Raw genomic sequence first — 17,794 nt, forward strand, 5'->3', positions numbered from 1 at the left:
AGCATGTTGAAAAATTGGAAACCTCTTCTCGCTCTTATATGTTTAATCTGGGTAATTTTCGGTATATTTACGTTCTCTAAAGTAGGGTACCAATACATTGGGAAGTCCTATTTTCAATCCGGTAATTTCCAACAAGAACTTGATAATTTTCAGTCAGAAATAGGACCATTAGTGTTAAATGTGCCGACTGCTGAGGATTTGAAAAGTAAAATTGTGGTGACACAGAGTGAAATTGAAGAACATCGTAATTTTTATGGAACCTTAGGACAACAGATAGATAATATTAAAGCTCAATACGAAGAACGCATTCAAGAAGCTACTAATTTAAATGCAACAGAATTAAAAACAAAGCTTGAGAAAGAGCGAGATACAACCATTAAAGATATAAAGGCGAATTTTGAGGACGATGAGCATGTCCGTAAAAAAATTCTAGCCCAAAAGAATGAACTCGTTGATCAATATATAAAGGCAGTAAAAGAAGAAGCAAAGAGTTTTGTGAGAAATAATAATTACTGGTCTTATGAATTAACGAACACTGAAACAGGCAAAACGTATCGTTCAGGTGATGTTTCGGATAGTGGTGCGTACAAAATTAAGTATAATGAACAACATCCATTAACTACTTGGAATATTAGTGATAATTTAAGCCAAATTTTTTATCGAACGGATAACAGCTTGGATACGGAAAGTTTAAGGGAAACTTCTGATTACACTGGTACCATCACCATCTCTACAAAAACGGCGCAAGCAGCCAATATCTTGGAGGAATATGACCATTTTACACGCCAGCAATACATTTACTACTTCATATGGTTAACGGGTATTGTGGCAGCAATTTTTGCATGGAACGGACGTAAAGAAGTACTGCAGATGGTACGAGGTTTAAAGGAAAAAGAAGCTCTTGTAAAAATGAAAATTGATTATCAAGTGGGATTATTATTAATAAATGCATTCATCTATTTGGTAGCATCTGAAATTGCTTTTGAAGCGATTGAGTTTACTTATCAATCCAACTATGTACAGTATTTCACTAGTGTGCTGGTGAAATTGGGTGTCTTAATCATTATTGCAATGCTATTCTTTGTACAGCTAATTTGGTTGTATGATCGAGTGAATACAGTAAAGAAATTAGAAGAGAATATAAAAGCTAGCTATTTATGGTCACTAGGTGGATCAATTACGGATTTATTTTTAAATCGTTCCATTGGATTACATGCTATTGTCATGATTGGGGCAGCGTTTTTTGGTGGCGGAAGTCTTGTTGCTTTTATGCTAAGAGGGGGAGGATTCCCCTTTCTAGTATCGGGCATCTGTGCGATGATCGGTATTCCAGCTATGATTCTTTTCCTTTCAAGAATGGGCTATTTAAACCGAATTATGAAGGATACAAAAGACATGGCAGAAGGGCGTTTAAATCATGATGTCAAAGTAATGGGCAAATCACCACTTGCGGAACATGCTGAAAACCTTAATCATTTAAGAGAAGGTGTCAGCACGTCTATGCATGAGCAGGCAAAAAGTGAACGTTTAAAAACAGAGCTTATTACGAATGTTAGTCATGACTTACGCACGCCATTAACGTCTATTATTACGTATACAGATTTACTGAAAAATCCTGATATTACTGAGGAAGAGCGCCAGCAATACATTCATATCCTTGATAAAAAATCAGATCGTCTAAAACTACTGATTGAGGATCTTTTTGAAGTATCTAAAATGGCGAGTGGTAATATAGAGCTTCATCGCAGTCGAGTCGATTTAACGCAGCTTGTACAGCAGGCAGTAGGGGAGCATGAAGAAGACTTAGCACAGGCGCATTTAGATTTACGCATGACAAAACCACAGGAGCCAATCTACGCGATTGTGGATGGACAAAAATGGTGGAGATTGATCGATAATTTAATCGTTAATGTTTTAAAATATGCATTAGAAGGTACACGGGTTTATGTAACATTGAAACGTACAGCAGACGGTGATGCTGAATTCACGGTTAAGAACGTTGCAAAATATGAAATTAGTGAGAATGCCGATGAGTTATTTGAACGCTTTAAGCGCGCCGATGCTTCACGCCATACAGAGGGCTCTGGGTTAGGGTTAGCCATTGCGCAATCTATTGTAGATTTGCATGGTGCTCGTATGAGTATAGAGGTAGATGGAGATTTATTTAAGGTCATCGTTCGAATTCCAACGGCATAAAGCAAAACCAGTGGCTATTATTTTGCCGCTGGTTTTGTTATGTTGAAAATGAAATGTTTGAGGGAATCTTTATGAATATTGTGATCGTTGATCCGTCGTTATGGCGGGGTATCCGCAGCTTTGGCGGTTCTATCCACGACTTTGACAGTTCTATCCACGACTTTGACAGTTCTATCCGTCACTTTGACGGTTCTATCCATCGCTCCGGCAGTTCTATCCGTCGTTCCGTCCCATCAAACCGTCGCCTTGGCTACAATTCGTCACTCCAGGCCATCCATCCGTCACTCCGGCCAAGCTCGGACGTCTTCAGGAACGGAAATCAACCCCTCTGCGGAAGAGCCATACACCTCAATTTCACAGTTATAATCCTAAATTCTTAGCAATAATTACTTTCATGACTTCATTGGTACCTGCATAAATCGACATGACTGGAATATCACGATATCTTCTAGCAATCTTATATTCTTCCATATAACCATAGCCACCATGTAACTGCATACACTGGACAGCAAGCTCACGTGCATTTTCTGTTATCCAGTATTTTGCCATCGAAACTTTTGTCACAACATCATTTCCAGCGATATGTTCTTCTATTAAAGATTCTAAAAATGATTTGCCAAGTTCGATTTTCGTTGCCATTTCCGCTATTTTAAATTGCGTATTTTGGAAGTCGCTAATTGATTTGCCGAAAGCTTCACGTGATTTTACATAATCAATTGTTAAAGCTAGCATGTCCTCAGCGGCTGTTTGTGCGGCGATGGCTACTGCTAAACGTTCTTGCTGCAGCTTTTCCATCATATAGATAAAGCCTTTACCTTCTTCACCAAGGAGATTCTCTACTGGTACGCGACAATCTTCAAAATATAGCTCGGCTGTATCCTGTGCGTGCATACCAACTTTTTCAAGCTTGCGACCTTTCGTGAAGCCTGGTGTCCCATCTTCAATGACAAGAAGGCTAATGCCACGATGTTTTTTTTCTGCCTGAGGATTTGTCTTTACCGCAACGACCGCTAAATTTGTATGAATCCCATTTGTAATAAATGTTTTTTGTCCGTTGACGATATAGTGATCACCATCACGAATAGCAGTTGTTTGGATGTTTGCCAAATCTGAACCTGTGCCTGGCTCCGTCATAGCGATTGCTGTAATATTTTCACCTGTCACGCATTTCGGTAGCCAGCGTGATTTTTGCTCATTCGAGCCGTATGCCTCAATATAAGGCACGACAATATCGTTATGCAGACCAACGCCAATAAGGCTCGAACCTACACGCTCAAGCTCTTCTTGAATAATTACGCCGAAACTAAAATCGAGTCCGAGACCACCGTATTGCTCTTCTACTTGAGGGCATAGATAACCCATTTCCCCAAGCTTACGCCAAAAATCAAGTGGAATAAGATGATCTTTCTCCCATTGTGGATAGTTCGGCTCAGCTTCTTCTGCTAAAAACTTACGTAAGGTTTTACGAAATAACTCATGCTCTGTTGATTCGAATTTATATTTTGTCATATGAACAACACCCCTTTTTCCCCCGTACATGCGTAAATTTTCTCTTGCAATTATAATGTTACTGAAATATTCAGAAAAATTAAAGTATATTATTCATAGATTTTCTACATAATCTTATATAATTAGGTTGAATGAGGGTCTTACCATTTAGTAGGCGCTTTCTAGTGAGGGCTGTTGCATATGATTTCGTGTAATCACCTAAATTACGAAATTGTCACTTTCCTAATTAGATTGTCATGTAAATCATACGATTAAATGACAGAGGAAATGTACACTAGATATAATGAGCTAATTGGATATCCTTGTGCACTTACTTTCTTTAAGAGAAGGTTAAGTAGAATGCTATAATCATCTAAGACTATAGGAAAGTAGGGAACTGAAATATGCCTAAAGTAATTGGTGGAATTCTTTTTATAAGTATATATAGTGCATCAACTTTTTACTTAGGATGGGGATTGAGACAATGGCTTATGGCGATGGGGTGGTTCCATTATCCAATTGTCTATTGGTTTGTGCTGTATATCATTGCGTTCAGTAGTATTATTAGTAGATTACATGAGTCCTTACGAGTGTTTTCAATCATCAATAATTACTGGATGTTTATTTTTGAATACGGATTATTTCTTTGTTTGATAGCACACTTGATTATTTGGCTAAGTCCTTTTAAAAGTGTACCGATAGTTGGTGGTATGGCAATGGCGACGTTGTTTGTACTAGGTATTGTAGGTACCTATTTAGCGTATTCACCTGTAGTCCGCCATTTAGAAATAACGATGGATAAAAAGAGTAGTGAACTAGAATCGATGAGAGTTGTAGTCGCATCAGATTTCCATTTAGGTGTTCTAGCAAATAAAGGACATTTACAGCGCTTTGTTACGTTATCGAATGAAGCAAAGCCGGATATCGTTTTTTTAGTTGGGGACATTGTAGATGACGATCCTAAATGGTTTGTTAAAGAGGGAATGGCAGATGTGATGAAGCAATTAACATCTACATATGGCGTGTATGGTGTACTAGGCAATCACGAGTATTATGGTAAGAAAATCCCTGAATTTATTAAAGAAATGGAAAACGCTAATGTAAAAGTTTTGTGTGATGAAACTATTAGAATTGATAATGTGTTAGTATTAACGGGGCAAGAGGATATTACAAACAAGGATAGAACACAACTAGAGGCACTGAAGATAACAGATGACTTGCCTTGGTTTGTCATGAATCATACCCCAAATGATTTAAATACGCCTGCAAAAATGGGCGTAGACTTCCATATGTCAGGTCATACACATAAGGGTCAACTATGGCCCAATCAGTATATAACAGCACGTGTATTTGAGCTCGATTATGGTTATAAGTTGAAGGAGAAAATGCATACACTTGTTTCATCGGGCTTTGGCTTTTGGGGTCCTCCAATGCGAATAGGCAGCCGTTCTGAATTATGGGTTGTGGATATAAACTTTCGTTAAAAAAAGCGGCAGAAAAATTTCGTTGGAGTAAGGCTGATGATAAATGTTGTCTTTTGGCACAGCATTAAAAGTTGGGGATGACATTTGTTAAAAAGTATGCCATGGATATAAGTTGATTGGAGTGGAGGCTGGGCGACTCCTTGGGGATCAGCAATAGAGGAACGAAGGCTCATCGGACGCCCCCAGGAAGCTGTGCGAAAGCGAAGCGGCAGCTACATAGCGCCCAGCCGGAACGGAAATCAACCCACATTATGGTGATGTGCTCATCGTATATGAAAAAGTGTATTTTATTATATTTTAATCTGTAAAAGGTAAGGTGACAACGTGGATATTATTGAATTATTAAAGGCGCTTATTTTAGGCTTTGTCGAGGGAATGACAGAGTTTGCGCCAGTGTCGTCGACAGGTCATATGATTATTGTGGACGATATGTGGTTAAAGACAGAGGAGTTTTTAGGGATGTATCCCGCCAATACATTTAAAATCGTTGTACAGTTAGGTTCTATTTTAGCCGTAGTCGTTGTTATGTGGAAACGAATGTTAAATTTAGTTGGACTCTATAAAATTGATGGTCAAACGACATCGGTGAAAGGTCACTTCAATTTATTGCATGTTATTGTGGGTATGCTGCCGGCAACTATAATTGGCTTTGCGGCTAAAGATTTTATTGATGATCATCTATTTAAAGTCGAGCATGTGATTTATGCTTTAGTAGCTGGAGCAATTTTAATGATTATTGCCGATAAATTTGCATCAAAAAAACCAAAAGTTGATTCGCTAGATAAAATTTCTTATGGTTTAGCATTTAAAGTAGGGTTAGTACAGTGTTTATCACTTTGGCCAGGGTTCTCCCGTTCAGGCGCAACAATTTCTGGTGGTGTACTATTTGGTATGAGTCACCGTGTGGCGGCAGATTTTACTTTCATTATGGCCGTACCAATTATGGCAGGTGCTAGTTTAGTATCTGTACTGAAAAACTGGGATACGCTGTCTATGGATTATATCGGATTCTATGTGGTGGGCTTCATTAGTTCATTTATCTTTGCATTATTATCAATTAAATTCTTCTTAGCACTTATTTCAAAAGTGAAATTAATGCCATTTGCTATTTATCGTTTAGTACTAGCTGCTGTACTGGCTGTTATTATCTTTATGTAATGAATAAAGTCACTCTTCTATTATAGAATGAGTGGCTTTTTAGTATTTTAAATGGTTAATAAGTATTATCATATTAGATGGTTTTTTACCTACATATTGTCTTTTCAATTGTCTAGACAGTATAATTAATTAAAGATTTATTTATTTTTAGTAAAATAGACATAGGTCGGTGGGGTGGAGAAATTGTTTCGAATTGGAAATAGACCAAAGAAAAAAACAATTGAGATTACTGATGAATCAAGTATAGGGGTTATTATTCAAGATCAGGAACGTTTACAGCAGTTAAATCTAGTAAATTTGACTAGAGAAGATTTGCAGTTAATTCGAAGTTTAAAACCGTATATTGAACGAAATGTCGCAGAGGTAGTGTCAGCATTCTATCACGAGATTGAAAGTGTGCCAGCCTTACGTCAGGTTATTGAGAAGTATAGCTCTAGTGACCGTTTACGCCAAACTTTACGTCATCATATTATAGAAATGTTCGAAGGGCGTATAGACGATGCATTTTTGGCGAAGAGAAGGCAGGTGGCAAAAATGCATGTTAAGATTAACTTGTATCCTAAGTGGTATTTAGCAGCCTTTCAAAATCTTGAAAAATTTTTAAGAAAGGTTGTTTATAAACTTCAATTAACGAGGGACGAAGAAGAAAAGTTTTGTAATGCCATAAGTAAAATGTGTAATTTCGAACAACAAATTGTTTTAGAGGAATATGATAATTACGCGAATACATTAATTGAAAAGCAACAGAGGAATGTTCGAACACATGTTAAAGAAATCATAGGTGGGATATCTACGCAGTTAGAGACTCAGTCTAATAGCACAAATGAAACAGTGACCGAATTAGTTTATAACGCCAAGGAAGTTAATGAATACTTAAAGGAAAGTATCGATGAGGCGAAAATAATGCAGAAGGTATCGTCTGAAGGCTATTCTAAAATAGTGTTAATTAATGAGCAGACTGGGAAAATTCATCATAAGACAGTTGAAATGTCGGGTATGGTGGAGCAATTAGATCAATCTTCGTCTAAAATTAATGCCGTTATTGAAATAGTGAAAAGCATTTCTGGTCAAACAAATTTACTTGCGTTAAATTCAGCTATTGAGGCTGCGCGTGCAGGAGAGCATGGAAAAGGCTTTGCTGTCGTGGCAAATGAAGTTCGTAAGCTTGCTGACCAAACGAAAAGTTCAGTGGAACAAATTGCGGATCTCATAACTATGTCCAATGAAATTACAAATCAAGTTGTTCTAGCTATTCATGAGATTCAAGAACTGGTGAACAATAGTATTGAGCAAAACGAGGAATCTTTAAAAGCATTCGATGCAATATCCGGCTCAGTAGACGGTTCTATCTCTAACTTCCAAAATGTCGGACTAAAAATAACGAAATTAGAGGAAATTATAGAATCGATTGGAGAATCTTCCGAGGAACTAAAACAAGTTGCCAATCGACTAGATACAACAATTAGAGATTTTTAACGACTATGCATAAAGCCTGTGCATAGTTTTTTAAGTTCAGGATGATAAAGTGTATGATACGAGATCCAGCAAGCTATGTGAAAGCGAAGCGGCTTATTCGATGCCATCAGGAAAGCACCCAGACGGAACCGAAATCATCTTACGAATTATTTTTTATAAATGAGACAAAATCGCCTTTTTGAAGGATAAAACAATAAATAGACGGATGAAATTTGTAGAGTGATAAAAAGGAATAGAGATTACATTGTAAAGATAAGAAATCCTCTAGAAAATACTTGTTCTAAGTGTTACGCTATAGGCGAATTAAATTGAGGGGTGTTCGGAAAATGAAAAAGAAATTATTTATTACACGAAAGTTCCCAGCGCATATAGTTGAGCCATTAAAAGAATATTATGATATCGAACAATGGGAAGAAGAAGAAATTGTTATACCTAGGGAAAAACTATTGGCAGCAGTCGCAGATTGTGAAGTACTGTGGGTAACGCTTGCTGACCAAGTTGACGAAGAGTTATTATTACACGCACCCAATTTAAAACTTGTAACAAATTTAGCAGTTGGATTTAATAATATTGATATTAAAGCTTTGCGTAAGCGCGGAATAATGGCGACAAATACTCCAGGAGTATTAACCAATACGACTGCTGATTTTGTCATGGGATTATTGCTTGCAACGGCACGTAGAATTCCAGAAGGTGATCGATATTTACGTGAAGGTAAATGGAAAAGTTGGTATCCGATGCAATTAGTAGGTAAAGATGTTTCAGGGGCCACTATAGGAATTATTGGTATGGGACGTATTGGCCAAGCTGTTGCAAGACGTGCAAAAGGCTTCGATATGAAAATTTTATATAATAATCGTAGACGTCGCCATGAGGCAGAAGAAATGTATGGCTTTCAATATGCATCGTTGGAGGACCTTTTAAAACAATCGGATTTTGTTGTTATTATGACACCTTTTAACAATGATACAGTAGGACTTATAGGTGCAGAGGAACTTGCTATGATGAAGGATGATGCGGTATTGATTAATGCATCACGTGGTGGCATTATCGATGAGAACGCACTTTATGATACGTTAAAAAGTGGTAAGCTGTGGGCTGCAGGGCTAGATGTCTTTGAACAAGAGCCTATTTCATTAGATCATCCATTGTTGACGCTTCCTAATGTTGTAGCACTTCCTCATATCGGGAGTGCCTCGCTTCAAACTAGAACTGCTATGCTGATGCTGAACATTAAAGAGCTTACCGCATATGGGCAGGGCAAGGTTCCATCAAATCGAATCGATTAATGACACCGAAAAAAGGAGCACATCTAATTGCGATGTGCTCCTTTCATATTGATTAAGTATGGCTCTTTGCAGAACGAGGGGGTGATTTCCGTTCCTCTATTGCTAATCCCCAAGGAGTCGCTCAGTCCCCATTTCAATCAACCACTTCAATTAAGATGTCTCTTTTGGTATGTCTATTTAAACGGCGTCCATTATTTATTAAACATATCAAATAAACCGCCAATGCCACCTTCACCTTTAGATTGACCGCCACCGCCTTGAGAAATTGGTGCTGCAGCGAAGACGCGGCTTGCTAATCGGCTAAATGGTAATGATTGAATCCATACTTTACCCGGACCCTTTAAAGTAGCAAAGAAGATACCCTCACCGCCAAATAATGCAGTTTTTACGCCCTTGACCATCTCGATATCGTAATCTACATCAGATGTCATAGCAACTAAACAGCCTGTATCAACACGTAATACTTCACCAGGTGCTAGCGTCTTTTCGTGAATAGTTCCACCTGCATGTACAAAAGCCATGCCGTCTCCTTCAAGCTTTTGCATAATGAAGCCTTCACCACCAAAGAAGCCAACTCCGATTTTTCTCTGGAATTCAACACCGATTGAAACACCTTTAGCAGCAGCTAAAAATGCATCTTTTTGACAAATAATCTTTCCGTTCAATTGGCTTAAATCCATTGGAATAATCTTACCCGGGTATGGAGATGCAAAATACACATGGCGTTTACCTGAACCAACGTTTGTAAATGTCGTCATGAATAAACTTTCACCTGTAATTAGACGTTTTCCAGCACCAAATAATTTACCCATAAGACCACTTTCTAGGCTTCCTCTTGAGCCATCGCCAAAGATCGTTTCCATATGGATAGAATCATCCATCATCATTAAAGCTCCAGCTTCAGCTACCACTGTTTCTTGAGGGTCAAGCTCAACTTGCACGTATTGCATATCGTCGCCATATAATTGGTAGTCAATTTCGTGATTATTCATAAAGGATTCCTCCAAAAAATAATTTTGTTAATATATACGATTATAAGTTGTATAAGTTTCATCGCATAATTAAATGTTTTAGAAAAAAAGGGGATAGGCTAGTAAATGTCGAATATAAAACACTAGAATGAGTATTTTCCTTAGCCTGAAAATTTGTGATTGTTTAACTTCTTTTAGCAGATGTCGCGGAATCGGAAAGGAGTTAATAAAGGATGTTAGCCTAAAATCATCGCATCTATGCGATAACGACTAACTAACCTACATCCTGTTGCTGCCGCTGCGCTTTCGCACAAAAAACATCTTGTTGCTGCCGCTGCGCTTTCGCACAAAAAACATCTTGTTGCTGCCGCTGCGCTTTCGCACAAAAAACATTTGTTGCTGCCGCTGCGCTTTTGCGCAAAACTGATTCCGGACGCCATTATGCCATGGCATAATGGATTGCTCACAAAAGATGACATCAATATTCAGCTAAAGAAAATAAAGCCTCTGCCGATTGTCATTGATAATATTGAATCCAAAGTATGCTCTACAGACTTCTTTATATTAAAAATTCGGAATTTTGACATATTTAATTTCGTATAAATAGAGTTATAGATGCTATCTGTCTGGAAACGATATAGCTGGTAACAATGCAGCAGAGGCACCGTAGTTACTTCAGGGGGTGTATGTAGTGGAAATCAAAAACTATATTGGCGGTGAATGGGTAACCCATTCGCATTTACAAAGTATAGTAGTGTCCAACCCTGCTAATGGGGAGCAGCTAGCTACAATACCGCGTTCTACTGCAAGTGAGGTAGATGCAGCGGTAACAGTTGCAAAAAATGCACAAAAAAGCTGGGCATTAGTACCTGCACCTAAACGTGCTGACTTTTTATATGCCATCGGTCAAAAAATGAAAGAGAAGAAGGAACATTTGGCGACCGTTTTAACAAAAGAGATGGGAAAGGTTATTGAAGAAGCTAGAGGAGAAGTACAGGAAGGGATAGACATGGCCTATTATATGGCTGGTGAAGGGCGACGGTTATTTGGAGAGACAACACCGTCAGAACTAGCCAATAAATTTGCCATGAGTGTACGGGCACCAATAGGCGTTGTAGGTTTAATAACTCCGTGGAATTTCCCGGTAGCGATTGCTACTTGGAAGTCATTCCCTGCAATAGTTGCTGGCAATACGTTCATTTGGAAGCCGTCTAATGAAACGCCGATGATGGCGTATGAAATGGGTAAAATTTTTGAAGAGGTTGGCTTACCAGGCGGAGTGGCAAATATTGTCTTTGGTACAGGGCCAACAGTGGGAACAGCATTGATTGAACATCCAGATGTCAAGGTCATTTCATTTACCGGCTCTACAACAACAGGAAGTAAGGTAGCAGAGCTAGGTGGGAAACACCTGAAAAAGATTTCATTAGAGATGGGCGGTAAAAATGCAGTCATAGTTATGGATGATGCCGATTTACAGCTAGCTACTGAAGGCATCTTATGGAGTGCATTTGGCACTGCTGGTCAAAGATGTACAGCATGTAGTCGCGTGATTGTGCATAAAGATGTAAAAGAGGAACTAGAAAAACGTCTATTAGACGAAATGCAAAAGCTAACCATTGGGGACGGCCTAGATGAAAGTGTGAAAATCGGACCAGTGATTAACAAAGCTGCATTAGAAAAGATTAATCACTATGTGCAAATCGGCAAACAGGAAGGGGCGACGTTGTTAGCTGGAGGTAGAATTTTATCCGAGCCTCTTTATGATAAAGGGTTTTATTATGAGCCTACACTATTTACCAACGTGAAGCCTGACATGATTATTGCACAGGAAGAAATCTTTGGTCCGGTCGTTTCTCTAATTGAAGTAGCAAGTTTGGATGAAGCAATCGAAGTAAATAATGGCGTAAAATTTGGCTTATCCAGTTCAATTTTCTCACAAGATGTGAATACAATTTTCCGCGCACAACGAGATTTAGATACAGGTATTGTTTATGTGAATGCTGGCACAACAGGTGCTGAAATCCATTTACCATTTGGTGGCACAAAGGGCACAGGGAACGGTCACCGCGACTCGGGTGTTGCTGCCTTAGATGTCTATACAGAATGGAAAAGTATTTATGTAGACTATAGCGGTAAATTACAAAGAGCACAAATCGATACAGAATAACAGATCAATGAGAGGGGATGTTCTTGATGAAAGTTGTTGTATTAGGTGCAGGTTTAATGGGGAAAGAGGTAGCTCGTGATCTAATAAAAAATAGCAAAGTGGAGCGTGTATTTTTAGGCGATATAGATGTAAGATTAGCACAGAACTTTGTGGACTCGTTAAATACAGATAAGATTGAGGTTGTAGAGCTTCATGCTGAGCGCGATGATTCGTTAATGGAGGTAATCTCAAAAGGCGATGTAGTCGTTAATGCATTATTCTATTCCTTTAATGAGCGTGTAGCACGAGCGGCAATCGCGGCTGGTGTTCATTCCGTAGATTTAGGTGGTCATATTGGCGGCGTAACAGAAAAAATATTAGATCTTGATGAAGAGGCAAAAGCAAAAGGCGTAACCATTATTCCGGACTTGGGTGTTGCTCCTGGTATGGTTAATATTTTAGCGGGCTACGGTGCTTCTAAATTAGATGAGGTAGAATCTATTAAACTATTTGTAGGTGGTATTCCTACAGAGCCGAAGCCACCTCTTCAATATACACGAGTATTTTCCCTAGATGGTGTCTTTGATCATTATACAGAGCCATCAAAAATGATTCAAAAAGGTAAACTTCAAGAAGTTCCATCGTTATCAGGTGTTGAACCTATTTATTTCAAAGATTTTGGTGTGCTTGAGGCATTTTATACATCTGGCGGTATATCGACATTGTATAAGACATTCCCAAATGTCCAAACACTAGAATATAAAACAATTCGTTATAAGGGACATGCAGAGAAATTTAAGTTATTAGCAGACTTAGGATTCCTCGACGCTGGTAATAAAGTAGAGATAGAAAATCAAGAGGTTCCTGTACGTCCAGTTGTTCGTGAGGCCCTTAAAAAGAAACTTGATCTTGGTACAAAACCAGATGCAGTGCTACTGCGTGTTATTGTAGCGGGGGAAAAAGCACAGCAACAGGTGACTTATGAGTATGAAATGGTTGTGCGTAAAGATATGACGATTAATGAAACGGCTATGGCGCGTGCAACAGCAAATACAATTTCTGTCGTTGCTCAAATGATTGGAGAAAATAAAATTACTGAACGCGGTGTATTTGCGCCTGAATCAATTGTACCGGGCGACACTTATATTGAAGAAATGGCTAGACGTGGTGTTGTGATTAAGGAGACGTCTCATATATCTGCAATGATCGTGAAATGGTAGGTGCTTGGTCATGAATTTCGAGTTTACCACTGAGCAGGAAATGCTACGTAAAACAGTACGGCAGTTTGTGGATGCAGAGATTATTCCACATATTGCGAAGTGGGATGCTGAGGGTGGCTTTGATCCGAAGATTTGGTCAAAACTTGCTGTGCTTGGCTTAATGGGTGTTTGTGTACCGGAGCAATACGGTGGTAGTGGTATGGATTATAATGCACTCGCCATCGTTTGTGAAGAGCTTGAACGCGGAGATACAGCGTTTCGTACAGCTGTTTCAGTCCATACAGGTTTGAATAGCATGACCTTAATGCAATGGGGAACAGAGGCTCAAAAACAGCAATATCTTGTTCCGCAGGCAAAAGGAGTTCGGATTGGGGCATTTGGTTTAACAGAGCCCGGAGCAGGGTCTGATGTAGCCGCGATGACTACCACCGCAGTAAGGGATGGAGACAGTTACGTTTTAAATGGACAGAAAACATGGATTTCCTTATGTGATATAGCTGACCATTTTATCGTTTTTGCCTACACTGATAAATCGAAGAAGCATCATGGCATTAGTGCATTTATCGTAGAGCGTTCCATGGCAGGTTTTACATCGAAGGCCATTAAAGGTAAATACGGTATTCGTGCTGGTAATACTGGGGAGCTCTTTTTTGAAAATTTACGTATACCTGTGAAGAACCGCCTTGGAGAAGAGGGCGAAGGCTTTAAAATTGCTATGTCTGCGTTAGATAATGGTCGTTTTACAGTAGCTGCAGGCGCTGTCGGTCTTATTCAGGCGTGTCTCGAGGCGAGCGTGAAATACTGTCAGGAACGCGAAACATTTGGGAAGCCTATTGGTGAGCATCAGCTAGTAGGGCAAATGATTGCCAAAATGGAAGCGGGCTATCAAATGAGTCGCTTACTTGTATATCGTGTTGGAGAGTTGAAAAACAAAGGTGTACGTAATACGCGAGAGACATCCTTGGCAAAGTGGCAGGCATGTGATTTTGCTAACAAAGCCGCGGATGATGCTGTCCAAATTCATGGGGCATATGGTTATTCGGATGAATATCCAGTCGCACGTTATTTACGTAACTCGAAAGCACCGGTTATTTATGAAGGCACGCGAGAGATTCATACGATTATGCAGGCTGATTATGTATTAGGAAAACGCCAAGATAAGCCATTAGCAAAAATGCTACCGAAATGGCCATTTGAAGAGTAAGTTTATTTCAAGGAATAAACAAAAAAAGAATCCGAATTAGGGTTCTTTTTTTATGTTTCCGTAAAATATTCTGTTTCGTTACAACTAAACCAATTTTTATGCTCCAATTGTGTCCTGACGTTCAAATTATACAAGAAAATTTGTTATAAAATAACATTTTATATCGCTTTACTCTCATAATATGGTATTTTAAAAAAGATAATATAGTTCTAAATAATCAACGTATTATCAAGTTATGGATATAGTGCAATAGGAGGACTTGTTATGAAGAAAAAATTAAAACTCAATCAAGTGTTACTTGGAGTAAGTACAATGGCATTGTCATTTGGAACGTTACAAGCGGAAGCATCAGCAGCAGAAAAAACGCCTTATAATGTATTACAAATGAAGCCTGCCGGCCTAGTGACTTCGAATGAGGAAGTTACACATTCTACAACGGCAGATGAAACATTCTCATTTGAAAAACGTTTGGAAATGGGCGATTTTTCGGAACAACCAGCTCCAACTATAAAGCTTGCTGAAACGAAGCAATTGCAGGAACAATACTCGATGGCAGAGCTTAATAAAATGAATGACAGTGAGTTAATTAATACGCTAGGAAATATTCGTTGGTATCAAATCACAGACTTATTCCAATTCAATGAGGATACAAAAGCTTTTTATCAAAATAAAGAACGTATGCAAGTGATTATCGATGAATTAGGGAAAAGAGGAAGTTCATTTACGAAAGATGATTCAAAAGGTATTGACACATATGTTGAGTTATTACGTTCTGCTTTTTATGTGGGATTTTATAATAACGAACTAGGTTATTTAAATGAGAGAAGTTTCCATGATAAGTGTTTACCAGCATTAAAAGAAATAGCTAATAATCCGAACTTTAAACTTGGTACAGATGAGCAAGATAAAGTAGTATCCGCCTATGGTAAATTAATAGGTAATGCTTCTAGTGATGCGGAAACAGTTCAAAATGCTACGAAGATTTTAAAACAGTATAATGAAAATCTTTCTACATATGAACGCGCGTATTCAAAAGGACAAGCTATATACGATGTAATACATGGGATTGATTTTGACTTGCAGTCGTATTTGCATGATGCACGTAAAGAAGCTAATACGACGATGTGGTATGGAAAGATTGATAGTTTCATAAATGAAGTGAATAAAATTGCTCTTTTACATAATGTTACAGAAGATAATAGTTGGTTAATCAATAATGGTATTTATTATGCAGGGCGTTTAGGGAAATTCCATAGTAATCCGAATAAAGGTTTAGAAGTTGTTACACAAGCGATGCATATGTATCCATATTTAAGTGAAGCATATTTTGTGGCAGTAGAGCAAATTACTACAAATTATGATAGAAAAGACAATGATGGAAATACAGTGGATTTACAGAAAGTACGTGAGGAAGGAAAGAAGGAGTATTTACCGAAAACATATATATTTGATAATGGATCAATTGTATTTAAGACGGGAGATCAAGTAACAGAAGACAAAATTCAAAGATTATATTGGGCTGCAAAAGAAGTAAAAGCACAATATCATCGTGTAATTGGGAATGATAAAGCATTAGAACCAGGCAATGCAGATGATGTATTAACAGTTGTCATTTATAACTCTCCAGATCAATATCGATTAAATCGTCAATTGTACGGATATGAAACAAATAATGGTGGTATTTATATTGAAGAGAATGGAACGTTCTTTACATATGAACGTACGCCGGAGCAAAGTATTTATAGTTTAGAAGAGTTGTTCCGCCATGAATTTACTCATTATTTACAGGCAAGATTCGAGGTTCCTGGTTTATTCGGAAGAGGGGATATGTACCAAAATGAGCGACTAACATGGTTCCAAGAAGGAAATGCAGAATTCTTTGCAGGATCAACGCGAACAAATGATGTTGTTCCACGTAAGAGTATTATTAGTGGATTATCAGATGATCCATCACAACGCTATACAGCTGAACAAACAATGTTTGCAAAATATGGATCGTGGGATTTTTATAATTATTCATTTGCACTACAGTCTTATATGTATAATCATCAATTTGAAACATTTGATAGGATTCAAGATTTAATTCGTGCGAACGATGTGAAAAATTATGATGCGTATCGTGACACTTTAAGTAAAGATCCACAACTAAATACGGAATTCCAAGCCTATATGCAGCAATTGATTGATAATCAAGAAAAATACGAGGTGCCACAAGTATCAGATGATTATTTAGTGCAACATAAACCAAAAGCATTAAATGAAGTGGAGCAAGAAATTGTCGATGTTGCTAACGTAAAAGATGTAAAAATGACAAAGCATAAGTCTCAATTCTTTAATACATTTACACTCGAAGGTACGTATATAGGTAATGAAACAAAAGGTGAATCCGAAGATTGGAAAACGATGAGTAAGCAAGTGAACCAAGTACTGGAACAACTGTCACAAAAAGAGTGGAGCGGCTATAAAACAGTGACGGCGTATTTTGTAAACTACCGTGTGAATGCGGCAAATCAGTTTGAATATGATATTGTTTTCCACGGCGTTGCGACGGATGAAGGAGATCGTCAAGCGCCTATAGTAAATATCAATGGTCCATATGCTGGGGGCGAAAATGAAGAAGTCCAGTTCAAGAGTGAAGGTTCAAAAGATAAGGATGGAGAAATAGTTTCTTACCTTTGGGATTTTGGTGATGGACAAACAAGTGAAGAGGCAAACCCTACTCATGTATACGAAAAAGAAGGTACATATAATGTGACATTAACAGTGAAAAATGATAAGGGAATAGAAAGTAAAGATCGTACAATTGTATCTGTACGGAAGGGCGAACAAACAGGGAATCCTCATCCAGAAGAAGCGAAGAACATTCCATTTAATACGCCTCTAAAAGGTGATTTAGTTGGTGATGATGATACGGATGCATACACATTCGAAGTTACGTCTCCAGAAGAAATCGATATTTCTGTCTTAAATGAAAATCAAATCGGCATGACATGGGTGCTTTATCATGAGTCTGATAAGCAAAATTATGTAGCATATGGACAGGAAGATGGAAATAGTATAAAAGGTAAACTTCATGCAGAGCCAGGGAAGTATTATTTATATATTTATAAATTTGATAAAGAAAAAGGGACATATACAGTAAATGTACAAAATAGTGCA

The 17,794-nt window shown here is 38.1% G+C and carries 11 protein-coding genes and 1 pseudogene; 9 read left to right on the forward strand and 3 right to left on the reverse strand.

What is annotated here, in order from left to right; all coding sequences use genetic code 11:
• Positions 1-3 precede the first annotated feature (3 nt).
• A complete protein-coding gene (locus MWJ95_RS23595; protein WP_249107330.1) occupies positions 4-2,196 on the forward strand; it encodes a histidine kinase dimerization/phospho-acceptor domain-containing protein in 2,193 nt (730 codons plus the stop codon).
• 360 nt (positions 2,197-2,556) lie between these two features.
• Here MWJ95_RS23595 and MWJ95_RS23600 read toward each other — a convergent pair whose 3' ends face one another.
• Positions 2,557-3,705 carry an acyl-CoA dehydrogenase family protein gene (locus tag MWJ95_RS23600; protein WP_249076184.1) on the reverse strand — a complete coding sequence of 383 codons (1,149 nt, stop codon included), beginning with the start codon at positions 3,703-3,705 and terminating at the stop codon, positions 2,557-2,559.
• Positions 3,706-4,088: 383 nt separating this feature from the next.
• On the opposite strand from MWJ95_RS23600, the gene MWJ95_RS23605 reads away from it, so the two are divergent.
• The 4 genes from MWJ95_RS23605 (at position 4,089) to MWJ95_RS23620 (ending at position 9,091) form a co-directional block, all read left to right on the forward strand.
• Positions 4,089-5,168, forward strand: a complete 1,080-nt coding sequence (locus MWJ95_RS23605; protein ID WP_249107331.1) for a metallophosphoesterase — start codon at positions 4,089-4,091, stop codon at positions 5,166-5,168.
• Positions 5,169-5,492: 324 nt separating this feature from the next.
• Entirely contained in the window at positions 5,493-6,326 is an 834-nt protein-coding gene (locus tag MWJ95_RS23610) for an undecaprenyl-diphosphate phosphatase (RefSeq protein ID WP_308221955.1), read from the forward strand.
• Positions 6,327-6,500: 174 nt separating this feature from the next.
• Positions 6,501-7,802 carry a protoglobin domain-containing protein gene (locus MWJ95_RS23615; RefSeq protein ID WP_249107332.1) on the forward strand — a complete coding sequence of 434 codons (1,302 nt, stop codon included), beginning with the start codon at positions 6,501-6,503 and terminating at the stop codon, positions 7,800-7,802.
• Between the two features lie 326 nt (positions 7,803-8,128).
• A complete protein-coding gene (locus MWJ95_RS23620) occupies positions 8,129-9,091 on the forward strand; it encodes a 2-hydroxyacid dehydrogenase (RefSeq protein ID WP_249107333.1) in 963 nt (320 codons plus the stop codon).
• Between the two features lie 191 nt (positions 9,092-9,282).
• On the opposite strand, the gene MWJ95_RS23625 is transcribed toward MWJ95_RS23620, so the two are convergent.
• Together MWJ95_RS23625 and MWJ95_RS23630 are read right to left on the reverse strand one after the other, a co-directional pair.
• On the reverse strand, positions 9,283-10,083 hold the full coding sequence (locus MWJ95_RS23625; RefSeq protein WP_249076180.1) for a TIGR00266 family protein: 801 nt from the start codon (positions 10,081-10,083) through the stop codon (positions 9,283-9,285).
• A gap of 253 nt (positions 10,084-10,336) precedes the next feature.
• Complete coding sequence (locus MWJ95_RS23630; protein WP_249107334.1) at positions 10,337-10,483, reverse strand: hypothetical protein; 147 nt, start codon at positions 10,481-10,483, stop codon at positions 10,337-10,339.
• 270 nt (positions 10,484-10,753) lie between these two features.
• Here MWJ95_RS23630 and MWJ95_RS23635 point away from each other — a divergent pair, with 270 nt between their 5' ends.
• The 4 genes and pseudogenes from MWJ95_RS23635 to MWJ95_RS23650 form a co-directional block, all read left to right on the forward strand.
• A complete protein-coding gene (locus tag MWJ95_RS23635; RefSeq protein ID WP_249107335.1) occupies positions 10,754-12,232 on the forward strand; it encodes an aldehyde dehydrogenase family protein in 1,479 nt (492 codons plus the stop codon).
• Positions 12,233-12,258: 26 nt separating this feature from the next.
• Positions 12,259-13,431 carry a saccharopine dehydrogenase family protein gene (locus MWJ95_RS23640; RefSeq protein ID WP_249107336.1) on the forward strand — a complete coding sequence of 391 codons (1,173 nt, stop codon included), beginning with the start codon at positions 12,259-12,261 and terminating at the stop codon, positions 13,429-13,431.
• A gap of 10 nt (positions 13,432-13,441) precedes the next feature.
• A complete protein-coding gene (locus MWJ95_RS23645) occupies positions 13,442-14,635 on the forward strand; it encodes an acyl-CoA dehydrogenase family protein (RefSeq protein ID WP_249107337.1) in 1,194 nt (397 codons plus the stop codon).
• A 264-nt stretch (positions 14,636-14,899) separates the two neighbouring features.
• A pseudogene (locus MWJ95_RS23650) lies at positions 14,900-17,785 on the forward strand (collagenase); the annotation flags it as partial.
• Positions 17,786-17,794: the final 9 nt, after the last annotated feature.

It is taken from the genome of Lysinibacillus sp. Bpr_S20 (assembly GCF_023337835.1).
In the GTDB taxonomy this organism is placed as follows: Bacteria; Bacillota; Bacilli; order Bacillales_A; family Planococcaceae; genus Lysinibacillus.

Coding starts and splice junctions, on each gene's coding strand:
- MWJ95_RS23595 (WP_249107330.1), top strand. CDS start 4: ATGTTGAAAAATTGGAAACCTCTTCTCGCTCTTATATGTTTAATCTGG.
- MWJ95_RS23600 (WP_249076184.1), bottom strand. CDS start 3,705: ATGACAAAATATAAATTCGAATCAACAGAGCATGAGTTATTTCGTAAA.
- MWJ95_RS23605 (WP_249107331.1), top strand. CDS start 4,089: ATGCCTAAAGTAATTGGTGGAATTCTTTTTATAAGTATATATAGTGCA.
- MWJ95_RS23620 (WP_249107333.1), top strand. CDS start 8,129: ATGAAAAAGAAATTATTTATTACACGAAAGTTCCCAGCGCATATAGTT.
- MWJ95_RS23625 (WP_249076180.1), bottom strand. CDS start 10,083: ATGAATAATCACGAAATTGACTACCAATTATATGGCGACGATATGCAA.
- MWJ95_RS23640 (WP_249107336.1), top strand. CDS start 12,259: ATGAAAGTTGTTGTATTAGGTGCAGGTTTAATGGGGAAAGAGGTAGCT.
- MWJ95_RS23645 (WP_249107337.1), top strand. CDS start 13,442: ATGAATTTCGAGTTTACCACTGAGCAGGAAATGCTACGTAAAACAGTA.